The 13,879-nt window shown below is 66.6% G+C and carries 9 protein-coding genes; 1 reads left to right on the plus strand and 8 read right to left on the minus strand.

Annotation, left to right across the window (positions count from 1 at the left end; genetic code table 11):
- Nucleotides 1-285: 285 nt before the first annotated feature.
- Nucleotides 286-1,584: an IS30 family transposase gene (locus ACWKY3_RS00890; RefSeq protein ID WP_449314540.1), complete on the minus strand. Its 1,299-nt coding sequence runs from the start codon at nucleotides 1,582-1,584 to the stop codon at nucleotides 286-288.
- Nucleotides 1,585-2,058: 474 nt separating this feature from the next.
- On the opposite strand from ACWKY3_RS00890, the gene ACWKY3_RS00895 reads away from it, so the two are divergent.
- The gene (locus ACWKY3_RS00895) at nucleotides 2,059-2,676 is read left to right on the plus strand and encodes a protease inhibitor I42 family protein (RefSeq protein WP_449314541.1); all 618 of its coding nucleotides are present in this window, start codon (nucleotides 2,059-2,061) and stop codon (nucleotides 2,674-2,676) included.
- A gap of 267 nt (nucleotides 2,677-2,943) precedes the next feature.
- Here the strand turns inward: ACWKY3_RS00895 and ACWKY3_RS00900 are convergent, their stop codons facing one another.
- From ACWKY3_RS00900 to ACWKY3_RS00930, 7 genes are all read right to left on the minus strand, one after another.
- Nucleotides 2,944-3,738, minus strand: coding sequence for an ATP-binding cassette domain-containing protein (locus ACWKY3_RS00900; protein WP_449314542.1), 795 nt, complete (start codon nucleotides 3,736-3,738; stop codon nucleotides 2,944-2,946).
- Entirely contained in the window at nucleotides 3,739-5,340 is a 1,602-nt protein-coding gene (locus ACWKY3_RS00905) for an ABC transporter permease/substrate-binding protein (protein ID WP_449314543.1), read from the minus strand. It lies immediately after the preceding gene.
- 143 nt (nucleotides 5,341-5,483) lie between these two features.
- Nucleotides 5,484-7,526, minus strand: a complete 2,043-nt coding sequence (gene pknB, locus ACWKY3_RS00910; protein WP_449314548.1) for a Stk1 family PASTA domain-containing Ser/Thr kinase — start codon at nucleotides 7,524-7,526, stop codon at nucleotides 5,484-5,486.
- 108 nt (nucleotides 7,527-7,634) lie between these two features.
- Nucleotides 7,635-10,400 carry an FtsW/RodA/SpoVE family cell cycle protein gene (locus ACWKY3_RS00915; protein WP_449314544.1) on the minus strand — a complete coding sequence of 922 codons (2,766 nt, stop codon included), beginning with the start codon at nucleotides 10,398-10,400 and terminating at the stop codon, nucleotides 7,635-7,637.
- Nucleotides 10,397-11,656 carry a Stp1/IreP family PP2C-type Ser/Thr phosphatase gene (locus ACWKY3_RS00920; RefSeq protein WP_449314545.1) on the minus strand — a complete coding sequence of 420 codons (1,260 nt, stop codon included), beginning with the start codon at nucleotides 11,654-11,656 and terminating at the stop codon, nucleotides 10,397-10,399. The genes ACWKY3_RS00915 and ACWKY3_RS00920 overlap by 4 nt, the downstream gene beginning before the upstream one ends.
- Nucleotides 11,656-12,069, minus strand: a complete 414-nt coding sequence (locus tag ACWKY3_RS00925; RefSeq protein WP_449314546.1) for an FHA domain-containing protein — start codon at nucleotides 12,067-12,069, stop codon at nucleotides 11,656-11,658. The genes ACWKY3_RS00920 and ACWKY3_RS00925 overlap by 1 nt, the downstream gene beginning before the upstream one ends.
- Nucleotides 12,070-12,090: 21 nt before the next feature.
- Entirely contained in the window at nucleotides 12,091-13,248 is a 1,158-nt protein-coding gene (locus tag ACWKY3_RS00930; protein WP_449314547.1) for an FhaA domain-containing protein, read from the minus strand.
- Nucleotides 13,249-13,879 lie beyond the last annotated feature (631 nt).

Genomic DNA, 13,879 nt, shown 5'->3' on the forward strand with positions numbered 1-13,879 from the left:
GGTTGATTGCAATCGCAGTCTGGACACTGCAATAGCAAGCTGGACATTCGAAGCTTGGCAGCAGGTTATGAATGAAAAAGACCTTCAGGCCGTCCAGCTTGCTTTCAATTTTTGATATAAAGGTAAGTGCAGAGGTGTTCTGAATAGCCGATTTGGACAGGCGCCTACATGAGAGCATGCTTGCGCAAGCCTCCAGACAAGTTTTGCAAAAGCAATCTGGACGCCTGATACGTAAAGCTCTGCAAACCTTTTCCCGGCCCCTATAAACCGATTAGAATAGAATCGCTACAGCCCGAGCAGCTTCGGCGCCATGACCACGTCGTCTGGCGGGATGGCGCGAACGCCTAAGCTCTCGAGTAGGTTCGCGGGCAAGACCAGGGAGGCAAGCTGAATGGGAGCCGCCCCCTGGCCGGGCCTCGGATACGAGTTCACGTGCGAGCATACGTCGCTCACGTCGCCGAAGGCGAGCGCGTCGAAGTCGGTTCCTTTCGGCAGTATCTTCCTCAGCTCCACGTGGTTCTTCTCGCAGGCGCCTTTTTGGCCGGGCTTCACCGGGTCGCAATAAAACATGCGGGTGCGACGTGTTCCATCGAGTCCGACCTCGATTTTTGTGAAGTCCAGGAACTCCGAGCCCCGATCCCCCAGCATCACGGGGAACGCGTCCGGGAACCTGCCCTCGCAGTACGTCTCCACCGCGTCGAGGGCGGCCTTCACATGCGCCTGGTCCTTGCTCTCGAGCAGGATGTAGAGCTGGAAGAACAGGCGGACGAAGTGGAGCGAGAGGATGCACTTCGAATTGCGGCGCAGCCCCTCCACGCAGTCGATCTGGACGGTGAGGGTGCGCTCATCGTCGGAGAGCTCCAGCCAGTCGGAGTAGGTCCTTCCGGCGAGGTCCATCTTGGGCTCGCCCTCGGCCCTCCTCTTGCGCGGGGCGTACTTCACCTTTTTGGGAAGCTCGATGTTGGCAAGCCCCATCACGCCTTTGTCCATGTAGTTGTAGAAGGTGCGCTCGCAGACCGGGAACTCGCCTTTGTGGGCGATCCAGATGGCTTGGAGGCTCTGGCCCTGCGAGAGGAGCTTTTTCACTGCATCCACCATGTCTTTAAGCTCATCGGGTTCGCACGCGATACCCGCATGGGCCGCGCTCAGGCGCGCGTCGTGCGCCTCCTGGGCCTTGGAGGCGACGTAGCGCGCCTTCTCGGACGTGCAGTAGGCCCGCTTGGGGCAGCGCGCGCAGACGAAGGGGGCCCGCTCCCGCCTCCCGCAGGCCCAAGGGTCGAACTCCGGGCAGATGTCCCAGCAGCGCCTCCTCCCGCAGCGCTTGCACGCCGAGGCTTTGGAGGCGCAGGGCCGGCACAGCATGACCTTGCGGCAGTCCTTGTACCTGGAGCAGCGCGCCTGGGCCTTCTGCGGCATGGCCTTGGGCTTGAAGAACACCCTGTTGAGCCTCACCTCGTTGGACACCGTCGTGGGAGAGACCTTGAGCTTGCGGGCGATCTCTCGAAACGAACTCCCCTCTTTGAGCATGTCCTCTATCTCGCACCTGTCGTCGAAGCCCAGGTGCGCTCCCTTCTTCTCCGGCATGACGCCCTCCTTCCCGGGGCCAGGAGAAAGGTTCGCCCATGGTAGGAGAACGGCTCCGAAAAGAAAAGCGCCCTATGCTCAGGCCAAAAGGCCTTCGCAGAGGGCGGGGGCTTACGCCCCATCCAATTGCAAGGTTAAACTGGACAGGTGTTCAACTTAAAAATTCAATCAAGGGGCCACGTTCCAAGGGCGCTGGGGGCGCTGTCGCGGAGGCCGTGCGGCTCGCACGGCTCGCGCGAGCCGCACGGGTGCGAGGCGCCGGCCTGCGGAAGCAGTGGCCATGCGCGCGGCTTGCCGGGTGGTTGGCGGGGCGGGGTGTCGCTGGGCGGTCGGGGCGGTTACGGGTGGCTAACGCTGGACGGATGGCAGCCGAGCGCTTGAAAGGCGTGCGTAGGATGGCCTGCATACGTTTCCGCGCCGGACAGGCGGTGCGGAAGCCAACGCCAGTATCCGTACAAGAAAGCGAGGTCTCCCATGACCAAGACCATGAAGGCGACCATGATGGGCGCGTTCGCCGCAGCTGCGGTGGCGCTGCTTGTTGCGACGGGTTGCACGAGCACCTCCACCGAGTCCGCAGGGTCCAACGGCAGCGATGCCGGCACCGGCGCGGAGAACGCCGCCGCCGACAACGCTGCCGACGACAACGCCGCCACCGACGGCACCGATGACGGCTCTGCGTCCGACGATGCCGCAACCAATGCCGCCAATGGCGAGAACGCCGTTGAAGATGAAACCGTGATCAGGATGGACAACGGCTGGATTGCGTACTCGGGAGGCGACATGCTGATGCTGCTCGATGCCGACGCCGATACGAACTTCCAATGGACGGCGGAGGTTGAAGGCTCGTCCGTGCTGAAAGGCACCGACGCCGACCTGCCTTCCTCGCTGTACTACGATCAGGATATCAGCGACGTGGTGGGGTCGTCCGGCATGCATGTGGTGAGCCTTCTGGCCGACGATCAGAACAACGGCGAATCCACCATCACCTTGAAGCTGTCCAACACGGCCGACGATACCGATGTGCGCACGACCATCGTGGTGAAGGCCGACGCGGAGAACGGAACGTTCAAGAACGTGACCGTGCAGGAGTAAGTAGCGCCGAATCGGACGCGGTGGCGCTTTGCGCGCGAAGGCGTCCAAGTGACGACGCGAGCCGGAGGGGTGTGTCTGCCCCTTCGGCTTTCGCATGTCTGCGGACACGGGCGATTGCGTTTGCATGTCGCAGCGGCGAGCCGTCGTAACCGTTTGCGGTGGCGAACGATCGCACCCGTTTGCTTCGCTCTCTGCTAAACCGGTGCTGACGCGGGTCCCTGCAACAGCGGTTTGGCGGCTGCCCGCCGCAGCGGGTGGCTCGCCCGGTCAGGCAAGCGTGCGATGCCGGCGCGCGATCAGCTGCTCCACGAACGCCGAGGCGGGATGGGCTTGCACCTCCCGGGGCGAGGCGCACTGCACCGCGCGTCCCTTCTCCATGACCAGCACGCGGTCGCCCAAATCAAGCGCCTCGTCCACGTCGTGCGTCACGAACAGCACGGTAACTCCTGTTCGCAGGCGGATGCGTTTGAGCTCGTCTTGCAGGGAAGCGCGCGTGATGGCGTCCACGGCGCTGAACGGCTCGTCGGCCAAAAGGATGCCGGGCTTGGCTGCCAGCGCCCGGGCAAGGCCGACGCGCTGCGCCTGCCCGCCGGAGAGCTCCGAGGGGTAGCGGTCCTTTATCTCGCGCGGAAGCCCCACCAGGTCAAGCCAGGTGTCCGCGAAGTCGGGTGTGCGCACGCGCCCGCGCTTGCCGCGGCCCAGCAGGCGGGGGACGTAGGCGATGTTCTGCTCAACGTTCAGGTGAGGGAACAGCACGCTGCCTTGGATGACGTAGCCGATCGAGCGGCGCAGCGCTATCGGGTCTGTGTCGGTTGTCGCGCGGCCGCGCACGAGCACGCGTCCCTCGTCGGGAAGGACCAGGGCGTTGACGGATTTGAGCAGCGTGGTCTTCCCGCACCCCGAGCTTCCCACTACGGTGACGAACTCGCCCTCGGCCACAGAGAGGCTGACGCCGTCCACGGCGACCGTCTCGCCAAAACGCTTCGTCGTGCGGTCGAACACGATGACGGGCTCCTTGCCGTGCTCGCCGCGGACTGCCTCCGCTGTCGTTTGGCCGTTCATCTACATCAGCCCCCTTTGGGCCAGGAACTCGTCGGCGACGGCCTTCGGTTCGCGGCCCTGCGTCTCCACTTGGTTGTTCATGCGTGCCATGTCCTTGTCGTCAATGACGCCGTCCAGCTTGTCAAGCACCTCTCCCAGCTGGGGATAGCGTTCCAGCGTGTCGACGGCCACCACGTTGCCGCACCGATACGACGGATAGAACCCGCGATCGTCCTCCAAGACGACGAGCCTGCCGTCGGCGACCTGCCCGTCGGTGGTGGACACCGCAATGGCGTCCACCTGCCCGTCGAACAGAGCCTGGTACTTCAAGCCGATGTCCATGTCCCGCGTGGTCCCGAACGCCATGCCGTACGCCTGCTGCAAGCCGGGATAGCCGTCTTGGCGGTCGAAGAAATCCGGTTCGGCTCCCAGGGAAAGCTCGCCCGCCACAGCCGCGAGGTCGGAATAGGTGCGCAGGCCGTAGCGTTCGGCCGCTGACGCGCTGACAGCCAGGCCGTAGGTGTTGTTGAAGCCGTACATGCCCCGCCAGGTCAGATTGAAGGACGCCTCGTATTCGCGCTGCATGTCGTCGAAGCGGCTTTCGTCGTACGCCTCCTCGTGCTTGAGCACGGCGTTCCATCCCGTTCCTGTGTACTCCGGATACAGGTCGAACGCCCCGCTTTCCATGCCGGGTTGGATGTTCGAGGTGCCGCCTCCCACGCCTTGCGTAAGCTCCACGGTCAGATCGGTGTCGCGCTCCACGAGCGTGCTCAGCATCTCGCCCAGGATGTACTGCTCGGTCATGGGCTTGGTGGCAATGCGCACCACGCCTCCTTGGTCGCCCCATCGGTCCGCCAGCGCGAAGGCGCCGCCCGCCACCAGCGCCGCGCACACGGCTGTCGCGCCCGCCGCGCGCGTCCACCGGGGAAGCCTGCGCCGCACCGCCCCCGCGCCGCGCCCCGCCGCTCCCGCGCCGCGCCGCCCGCCGACGCCCCGGCGTTGCGTCAGGGCCTTCTCCGCCGCCGCGAGCGCAAGGTCCACGGCAATGGCCAACAGCGCTATCAGCAGGCTGCCGGCCAAAGTCATGGCCAGGTTGTTCGTGGTGATGCCGCGGTAGATGGCCACGCCCAGCCCGCCTGCGCCGATGAAGCTGGCTATGCCGGCCAACGCGATGGTCATGGTGGCCATGCTGCGGACCCCGCTCACGATGACGGGTGCCGCCAGGGGAAGCTCGACGCGGAGGAGCGTCTGAGAGTCGGTGGAGCCCATGCCGCGGGCCGCCTCGACGATGGCGGGGTCGATGTCGGTCAGGCCGGTGTAGGTGCTGCGCACCATGGGCAGCAGCGCGTACACGGTCAGCGCTATGACAGCCGTGACGTCGCCGATGCCGGTTGCGGGGATGAGGAATCCGAACAGCGCGATGGAGGGGATGGTGTACGCGAAGCTCACCAGGGCGAGCGTCGGCTTGGCCGCGCGCTTTCGGCGGGCGATGATCGTGCCGACGGCAAGTCCCAGAACGCCCGCCAGCCCGATGGCGACAAGCGACAGGCCGACATGCTGGAGCAGCAGGTCGAAGAACCAAAAGCGTTTGTCGGCGAGCAGTGAGAGCGTGGCTTCGATCATGCGCGCGGCCTCGCTTTCGTAGGGAAGGGACGCAAAAGGAGGGCGGGGACCATGTCCCGCCCTCCATTCTACGTGCGTCTTCGAAGCTGCCGGCCCGCGCGCTGCGGGCGTTTCCCGCCCGTTGTCGGCGTGTGAGGTCGGGCTTAGCTCGTGGTGCTGGCAGTGCCCGCGCCCGCGCCTGAGCCGCCGCCTGCGCCCGTTCCGGTTCCGGAGCCGTTTCCGCCGCTGGTGCTCGCGGCCGTCTCCTGGAACGTCACCGTGACCGCGATGTTGTTCTTCACGTTGGAGACGGTGAACGTGCCGCCGCTGGCCGGAACCTGGTACGACTTCCCGTTCGTGTCGGTGACGGAGGCCACCGTGCAGCCCGAGTTGGGCGTGACCGTGAAGGTGATGCTCTCGCCCTCGTTCACGGTCATGCTGCCAGGGCTCACCTGGCCGCCCCCGCCGTTCACGCTGGCGGAAACGGTGTAGGTGCTCTGCTGGGCCTTGCCGGTGCTCACCACGATGTTGACCGACTCGCCCGCCTGCAGGCGCTCGCCGCGAACGCTTTGGCTGATCACGTAGCCCGCCTCCACGGTGTCGCTTTCGGCGTAATCCACGGTCACGTTGAAGCCCGCATTGTTGAGCGTGGCCGTTGCCGCCCCCTCGCGCTGCCCCACCACGTCCGGCACGGCGACGCCCTCGGATCCCAAGGACAGGTAGTAGGTGACGGTTGAGTTCATGGCCACCTTCTCGCCGGCGGCGGGGCTTTGACGGACCACGCGGTCCTTCTCCACGGAATCGGAGTACTCGGCGGCGCCGGCCGTGGCCTTCAGGCCGCTTGCGGTCAGGGCCTTCTTCGCCTCGTCGGCGGTCATGCCGGCCAGGTTGGGCACGTCTATCTCCTGCACGCCCTTCGACACGGACAGCGTGACCTTGGAACCTTTCGCCTGCTTGGTGTCGCCCTTCGGGTTCTGGTCGATGACCTTGCCCGCCTCCACCGTGTCGCTGTGCGTCTCCTCGGTGGCAACCTGGAACCCGGCCTCGGTCAGCGCGGCGGTGGCGGCGTCTGCGGTCTGGCCCACCACGTTGGGCACGGTGACCTCCTCGGCACCCCTCGAGCCGCCGCCGGACATGAGCGCGAACGCGATGCCGCCCACCACGGCCAGCGCCGCGATGATGCCCACCACGATGGCGATGGTCTTTTTCCTGTTGCTGCCGGACGTGTTGTCCGAACGGTAGGACCGCGTGCCTCCCATTGCCGCGCCGCCGGCGCCTCCCACGGCCGGCATGACCGCCGTGCCGTCGCCGGCCGCGGGCCCGATGGGGGGCACCACGCCGCCGATGACGGAGGTTTGGGCGCTGGTGAAGCCGTCGCCCAGGTTCACGGGCCGGCCGGCCAGGTAGTCGTTGAGCGCCGCGCGCATGTCCTTGGCCGTGGCGAAGCGGTCGGCGGGGTTCTTCTCCATGGCCTTCATGATGATGGCCTCAAGCGACGGGTCGATGTCGGGGTTGATCTCGCGCGGAGGCGCCGGCAGGTCGTTCACCTGCTTCATGGCCACGCTCACGGCGTCGGGTCCGTCGAAGGGAAGGTGGCCGGTGCACGCCTCGTACATGACCACGCCCAGCGAGTAGATGTCGCTGGCGGCCGTGAGGTCTTTGCCCTGCGCCTGCTCGGGCGAGATGTAGTGCGCCGTGCCCAGCACGCTGGAGGTTTGCGTCTTCACGGAGTTCTTCGCCCGGGCGATGCCGAAATCCATCACCTTCACGTTGCCGTCGGGCTGCACCATGATGTTTTGCGGCTTGATGTCGCGGTGGATGATGTCAAGGCCGTGCGCCACCGAAAGCGCCTGGCACACCTGCGAGCCTATCTCGGCCACCTTGCGCTGGTTGATGGCGCCGCGCTCGTTAATGGCGGTCTTGAGGTCGCTGCCGCGCACGAACTCCATGACGATGTAGTACGTGCCCTCGTCTTGGCCCCAGTCGTACACGTTCACAATGTAGGGGCTTTGCAGGTTGGCGGCTGCGGCGGCCTCCTGCTTGAAGCGCTGCGTGAAGCTGGGGTCTGCGGCGTACTGCGGAAGCATCACCTTCACGGCCACCAGGCGGCCCAGCACGTTGTCCTGCGCGCTGTACACCTCGGCCATGCCGCCCACGCCGATGCGCTCGGTTATCTGGTAGCGATTGTTGAACACTCTGCCAATCATGTTTCCGGTCACGTTTTAGCTCCTTTAGGCCACATGCTGGGCTATGCTTCCGGCCTTGCCGCTCCCTGCCTTGCAAACGCCATGATACAGCCCATCAGCATACCCTATCTACAAAAGCCCCTGAACTTCCAGGGCGGTTTTCAATACATTCTGCGCTTTTTGCGCGCCCTCTCCCTCGTCTCCGTCCTCGATGACGATGGCGACGACCACCTTCGGGTCTTCGGCGGGCGCCATGCCCACGAACCAGCTGTCGTTGCTGTCCACCTTTTCGGCCGTGCCGGTTTTGCCGGCAACCTGCACGCCGGGGACGGCCGCGGCGGTGCCGGTGCCGTTGTTCACCACGCCCACCAGCACGTCCTTCACGCGGTTGGCCGTGTCCTCGCTCACGGCCTGCATGAGCTTGGAGGGGCTGGCGGCGAAGCTGCGCTCGCCGTTGGCGTTGTAGATGCCGTCCACCAGGTAGGGCTGCATGATGGCGCCCTCGTTGGCGATGGCAGAACCCACCAGGGCCATTTCCAGCACGGTGGCCTGCGGGCCGGGCTGGCTTTCGTGGTTCATGGGGTTCACGGGCTCGCCGGCGGCGGCCCAGGCCGTCTCCCACTCCGTCATTTCGGCGGGATCGGCCATGAGGGAGGTGTACATGACCAGGGGGAAGTCTATCTGCCGGTTGAAGCCGAACGCCTCGGCGCCCTTCACCAGCGCCTCGGCGCCCATCTCCACGCCCAGCTGGCCGAACACGGTGTTGGAGGACATCTCCGTGGCCTGCGCGAGCGTCTGGTTGCCGTAGCTGGCCTTGTTGAAGTTGGACACGGCGGCGTTTCCGATGTCCATGGTGCCGGGCGAGGAGTACACGGTGTCCTCGGTGGCCACGTCGTTTTCCAGCGCGGTTGCCAGCGTCACTATCTTGAAGGTGGAGCCCGGCGCGTACAGCGCCCCGGTGGCGCGATTCACCAGCGAGCTGTCGTCGGCCGCGTTGCCGGACGCGGCGGCCGCGAGCAGCGACTCCACGTCGGCGGCGTTGTAGGTGGGCGACGAGGCCATGCCCAGCACGGCGCCCGTCTCGGGGTCCATGACCACGCACGCGCCCGTGTTGCCGGCCAACGCGTCCTGCGCCGCCTGCTGGATTTTCGAGTTCAGAGTGAGCGTCACGTCGTTGCCCGGGTTGCCCACGCCGGCCAGCGAGTTCAGCACGTCGGTCCAGGAGGCGTAGTTCTTCTCGCCTTTGAGGGTGTCGTTGTAGGCGGCTTCTATCCCCGAGGTTCCGTAGCGCTCGGACGAGTAGCCCACCACGTGGCTTGCCAGGTCCCCCGCCGGATAGGTGCGGCTGTAGGTGCCGTCGTCGTTGATGACGCTTTGGGCCAGCACGATGCCGTCGTAGGTGGATATGGTGCCGCGCTCGCTGCGGGCCTCCTTGGCCAGGGTGTGGTTGTTGCCCGGCATGCTTTGGTAGTGGTCGGCCTGGAACACCATGATGTAGGTGAGGTTGGCCACCAGCAGGGCGAACAGGGTGGAGCACAGCAGCATGGAATGCGTCAGGCGCTTGCCTAGCGACACGCGGCCCAGCACGCTGTTGGCGTGGAGGGTGCCGGTGGCGCTCAGCACCTCCGCGCCCACGCCGGTGCCCTCGTCGCCGCAGCGCAGCAGAAAGCCCACCGCGACGAAGCTGGCCAGAAGCGACGAACCGCCTTGGCTGATGAAGGGCAGGGTGAGGCCCGTCAGCGGGATGAGGCGCGTCACGCCGCCCACGATGATGAACGCCTGGAGCACCACCATGGAGGTCAGGCCCACGGCCACAAACGAGCTGACGTCGCTTTTCGCGCGCGCCGCCGTCAAAAAGCCGCGGATGGCGAACAGCAAAAACAGCAGCAGCAGGCCCGCCGCGCCCAAAAGCCCCAGCTCCTCGGCGATGGCGGCGAAGATGAAGTCGCTTTCCACCACGGGGATCTGGTCGGCCAGCCCCCGCCCCAGCCCCACGCCGAACAAATCCCCGTCGGCGATGGAGTAGATGGCCTGGGTGAGCTGGTAGCCGGTGTTCTGCGCGTCGGCGAAAGGATCCAGCCAGGTGCTCACGCGCACCTGCACGTGGTCGAACAGGAAGTACGCGCCCACGCAGCCGGCGGCCATGAGGGCAAGGCCGATGAGCACGTACACCTTCTTGCCCGTGGCCACGTAGAGCATGACCAGGAACAGGAAGAAGAACACAAGCGCGCTGCCCAGGTCCTTCTCGAACACCACCACCAGAAGAGACACGCCCCACATGAGCAGAAGCGGCAGCAGCGTGCGCACATCGGGCAGGTTGAGAGGCCCCACGCGCCAGGTGAACACGCTGAGCATCTCGCGGTTCTGGGCCAGGTAGCCGGCTAGGAACAACACGATGACTATCTTGGCTATCTCGCCGGGTTGGAAGGAGAACCCGCCGATGAACAGCCAGATGCGACTGCCGTAGATCTCTTGGCCCAGGCCCGGAACAAGGGGCGAGAGCAGCAGCAGAAAGCCCACGATGCCCAGCGTGTACTTGTAGTTGGCAACCTTGTCCAAGTTGCGGACGAACGCCAGCACCACCACCATGCACGCGATGCCCAAGAACAGCCACATCACCTGGTTGACCGCCAAGTCCGGCGCCAGGCGCGTGACGAAGGCGATGCCCGTGCCCGACAGCGCGAAGGCCAGGGGCAGGATGGCCGGGTCGGCCCCGGGCGCGAATTTGCGCACGGCCAGGTGCGCGATCACGAACGCGGCGAAGATGCCCGCGGGCACCCCCAGCGTGGTGGTGTCGAGCGCCTGCCCCTGGTTGAGGGCGATCATGGCGAACAAAAGCACCACCAAAGGCGCGCCCACGCACAAAAGCACCAGTTCGAGATTGCGGCGCGTCATGCGGCACCGCCTTGGGAGGCAGAGCCGTTGCTTCCGTTTGCGGAGGAGGAGCCCGAGGCGGCGTTGTCCGAGCCGCCGCCGTTGTCGGAGGTGCCGCCGTTGTCGGCGCCGTCCTGCCCGCCGGTTGCCTTGCCGCCTTCGCCCGCGCCCTCGGAAGAGCCCTTCTGCGCCGCTTCGGCCTCGTATTCCCGCACCAGCGCCTCGGCGGCGTCCACGGTGTCAACCTGGATGCCGGCGGCAAGGCGGTTGGCCGTGCCGGGCTGCAGGTCGTTCACGGACACGTCGGTGACCCGTTCCAGATGCGAGAACGAAAGCCCCAGCAGCGTGCCCGGCACGCCGCGGTAGATGGCCACCTTGCCGTCTTGGGCGGCCAGGTAGGCGGTGGTGTTCAGGTAGGCGTTCGCGCCCCAGGCGGTTCCCCCCACAATGGCCGCGAACAGCACGAGGATGGTGGCGATGAACAGCTTGGTCTTGCGGGCGAGCTTGCGGCGCCGCGCCTCCGCGAAGCCGGAGACATCGGCCACGATGACCGTGACGTTGTCGTGGCCCCCGGCGGCGATGGCCTCGTTCACCAGCTGCGCCGCGCAGCGCTGCGGATCCTGGACGCGGCGCATGGTGTGCTCGATGTCCTGGTCGCAGAGCATGCCGGACAGGCCGTCGGAGCAGATGAGCAGGCGGTCGCCCGTCTCCACGTTGATCTCGTACATGTCCGGGTGCATGCAGGGGTCGCTGCCGAGCGCGCGGGTGATGACCGATCGCTGCGGATGGCAGCGCGCCTCCTCCGGGGTCAGCTGGCCGGCTTCTATCAAATCGGCCATCAGGCTGTGGTCGCGCGTGAGCTGCTGGAGCTTGCCCTGGTGCATCAAGTAGGCGCGCGAATCGCCCACCTGCGCGATGACCAGGCGTTCCCCCTCAAGCACAGCCGCCGTCATGGTGGTGCCCATGCCCTCGCGGCCGCGTCCGTCGCGCGCCGCGCGCATGACCTCGTGGTTCGCCTCCTCAACGGCGCGGGCGAGCGCCTCTCCGTCGGGATGCTCGGGCGCGTGCTCGGCCAGCACGTGCACGGCAATCTCGGAGGCCACCTCTCCGGCGGCATGGCCGCCCATGCCGTCGGCCACGGCGAACAGCGGCGGCGTGACTATCAGGCTGTCCTCGTTGTGGTCGCGCAAACAGCCGATGTCGGTGCGGCTGCCGAACGGCGTGAGGGCCCCTCGGCGGGTGCGCGGCGTGGAGCGGTACGATCGTTTCTCGGCCATTAGGCGTACCTCACGCGAATGGCCACGTCGCCCACGTTGACCACGTCGTTGTTGCGCAGGGCGGTGGGTTCGGCGATGAGCTGCCGGTTCACCGCCGTGCCGTTGGTGGAGCCCAAATCCTCAACGAACAGGTTCTGCCCCATCAGGCTGAAACGGGCGTGCCGGCCCGACACGTAGCCCGCGCCTATCACGATGTCCGCGCCGGGGCTGCGGCCCACGATGACGGGCCCGCGCACCACGATGGACACGCCGCGCAGCTCCTTGGGCCCCCGCTCCACCGACAGGTTCCACGTGCGCTCCTTCTTCCGTTGGCCGCGCACCATGCCGATGCCCGTCTTCATGATGGCGAACAGAAACAGGTACAGAAGCGCGACGAACAGAAGGCGGACGATGAGCAGTACGTAGTCGATCACAGGCTATCCTTCCGTTCCCGCTCAGGCCAAGGTGAACACGAGGTTCGTCATGCCGACGGTGATGCGGTCCCCCTCGGCGAGCGGTTGGGAGGTGATCTCGCGGCCGTTCACGAACGTGCCGTTGGTGGATCCCAGGTCGGTGAGCACCCATACGCCCTGCGGCTCGAAGCGCAGCTCGGCATGCGTGCGGGATGCGTTGATGTCCTGGATGGAGATGTCGTTTTTGGACTCGCGGCCGATGAGCAGGCGCGTGCCGGCCAGGTCGTAGGAGCGGTTGCTTGCGGTGTCCACCAGGCGTGCGCGCACGGCGCTGCGCGACGGCACGGCCGCGGCGCCCGGCTGCCCGCCGCCCGAGAACACCACGGTGTCGGCGGCCACCCGCTGCGGCGCGGCGCTCGCTGCGGGTGGGACCGCATGCGCGCTGGCCGCGGCGCCCGCGCCCGCCGCGGCCATGCTGGCGTTCGCAACGTCGAAGGGGTCCACCACGTGCCGGCCGGCCGGGCCGGCGTGCCCGTCGTCGAAGGCGTATCCGTCGCCTCCGCCTTGGCCTTGGCCGTAATCGTCGTAGAGCCCGGGGGCGTCGTAGGCGGGTTCGGCGTAGCCGTCGTAGCCCTGGTCGTAGCCGTAGGCGGGCGCAGGGGCGGGGGCCGGCGCCTGCTGCGGGTAGCCCGCGAAAGCGTCCGGGCGTCCGCCGTACGCGCCGGGGCGTCCGCCCTGCGGGGCGCCGTAGCCGCCGCGCGCGCCAGCTTGCGGGGCGCCGCCCAAGCCGTAGCGGTACATCTCCTCGTCGCGCAGCTGAGAGACGATGGGCGCGGCCACGGCCTCGGCTATGACGTCGAACTTGCCGTGCTTCAGGTCTTCGTCCACGATGAAGCGCACCAGGGGCTGCCCGTCCATGACCAGGCCCTGCTCGGCCGCTTTGGCCGCCAGGTAGGTTTCCGTCTCGCCCGCCAAGGTGGGGTAGTACCCGAACAGGCGCTGGTCGTCGTCGGGGTTCACCAGCACGGTGTAGAGGGTGGGGGCGAACTGCTTGCCGGCGCCCACCATCTTCTCGCGACGCATCTGCTTCTCAGCTTTTTTCGCAATCTGAACCGGCGAGATGGGGGAGTTCGCCATGCGGTCCACCGCACCTTCGAACGTGTCTTCCATCTTGCCTTCGAACTTTGAGAAAAAGCCCATCGTGTCTCCTTCGCGCCCCTTTGGGCGAGTGTGGAGCGCGGCCCGTTCGGGCGCGCGCGTCAACATCTCTCTCATGCACGTATGCAATGCTCCATCTTGCCATAAACATGCAGGCGGCGCTCTATCTTTTACGCAATCGTCATCAAAAGTTGTCTGCGGTTTCAAGCGGCTTCGAATGAAGGGGGGGGGTGGTTCAGGCGCGCCCTTCCGCCCGGCGGCGCTTGCGCGCTGCTCGACCGCCCCGGCAACGCCGGCGGGTGCCGCGTGCGAGCGCGCTGGCGCCGGCGGGCGGCTCGGGCGTTGGTCCCGCGCGAGGGCGGCCGCGCTGGACTTGCGTCGCGCGTCCTTCCCGCCAAACCGCCGCTGACGCGGCCCCTGCAGGCGGCGGTTCGGCGGGGGGCTGCGCCCCTCTGGACAAAACGGCCCCTGATCCACATCCTCGCACGAGGATAGTCAAAAACGCAAGCCGCCTGCCTGGGGAAACGCGCGGCCTTTCCGCGTGTCCCTTCGCGAAGGCCCCGAATCGGGCCGATTTTGGCCGAGGCCATGTGGATCGGGGCCTGTTTTGTCCATGACTCTTTCTCTTTTCGTTGAACCGCCGGCGGCGCGGGCGGGACTAGTCCGCCAAACG

The sequence above is a fragment of the Rubneribacter sp. genome (assembly GCF_965361815.1).

Bases quoted from the DNA above. Each gene is read 5' to 3' on its own strand.
- ACWKY3_RS00895 (WP_449314541.1), top strand. From the start codon at position 2,059: ATGACCAAGACCATGAAGGCGACCATGATGGGCGCGTTCGCCGCAGCT.
- ACWKY3_RS00915 (WP_449314544.1), bottom strand. From the start codon at position 10,400: ATGACGCGCCGCAATCTCGAACTGGTGCTTTTGTGCGTGGGCGCGCCT.
- ACWKY3_RS00920 (WP_449314545.1), bottom strand. From the start codon at position 11,656: ATGGCCGAGAAACGATCGTACCGCTCCACGCCGCGCACCCGCCGAGGG.
- ACWKY3_RS00900 (WP_449314542.1), bottom strand. From the start codon at position 3,738: ATGAACGGCCAAACGACAGCGGAGGCAGTCCGCGGCGAGCACGGCAAG.
- ACWKY3_RS00930 (WP_449314547.1), bottom strand. From the start codon at position 13,248: ATGGGCTTTTTCTCAAAGTTCGAAGGCAAGATGGAAGACACGTTCGAA.
- pknB (WP_449314548.1), bottom strand. From the start codon at position 7,526: ATGATTGGCAGAGTGTTCAACAATCGCTACCAGATAACCGAGCGCATC.
- ACWKY3_RS00890 (WP_449314540.1), bottom strand. From the start codon at position 1,584: ATGCCGGAGAAGAAGGGAGCGCACCTGGGCTTCGACGACAGGTGCGAG.
- ACWKY3_RS00905 (WP_449314543.1), bottom strand. From the start codon at position 5,340: ATGATCGAAGCCACGCTCTCACTGCTCGCCGACAAACGCTTTTGGTTC.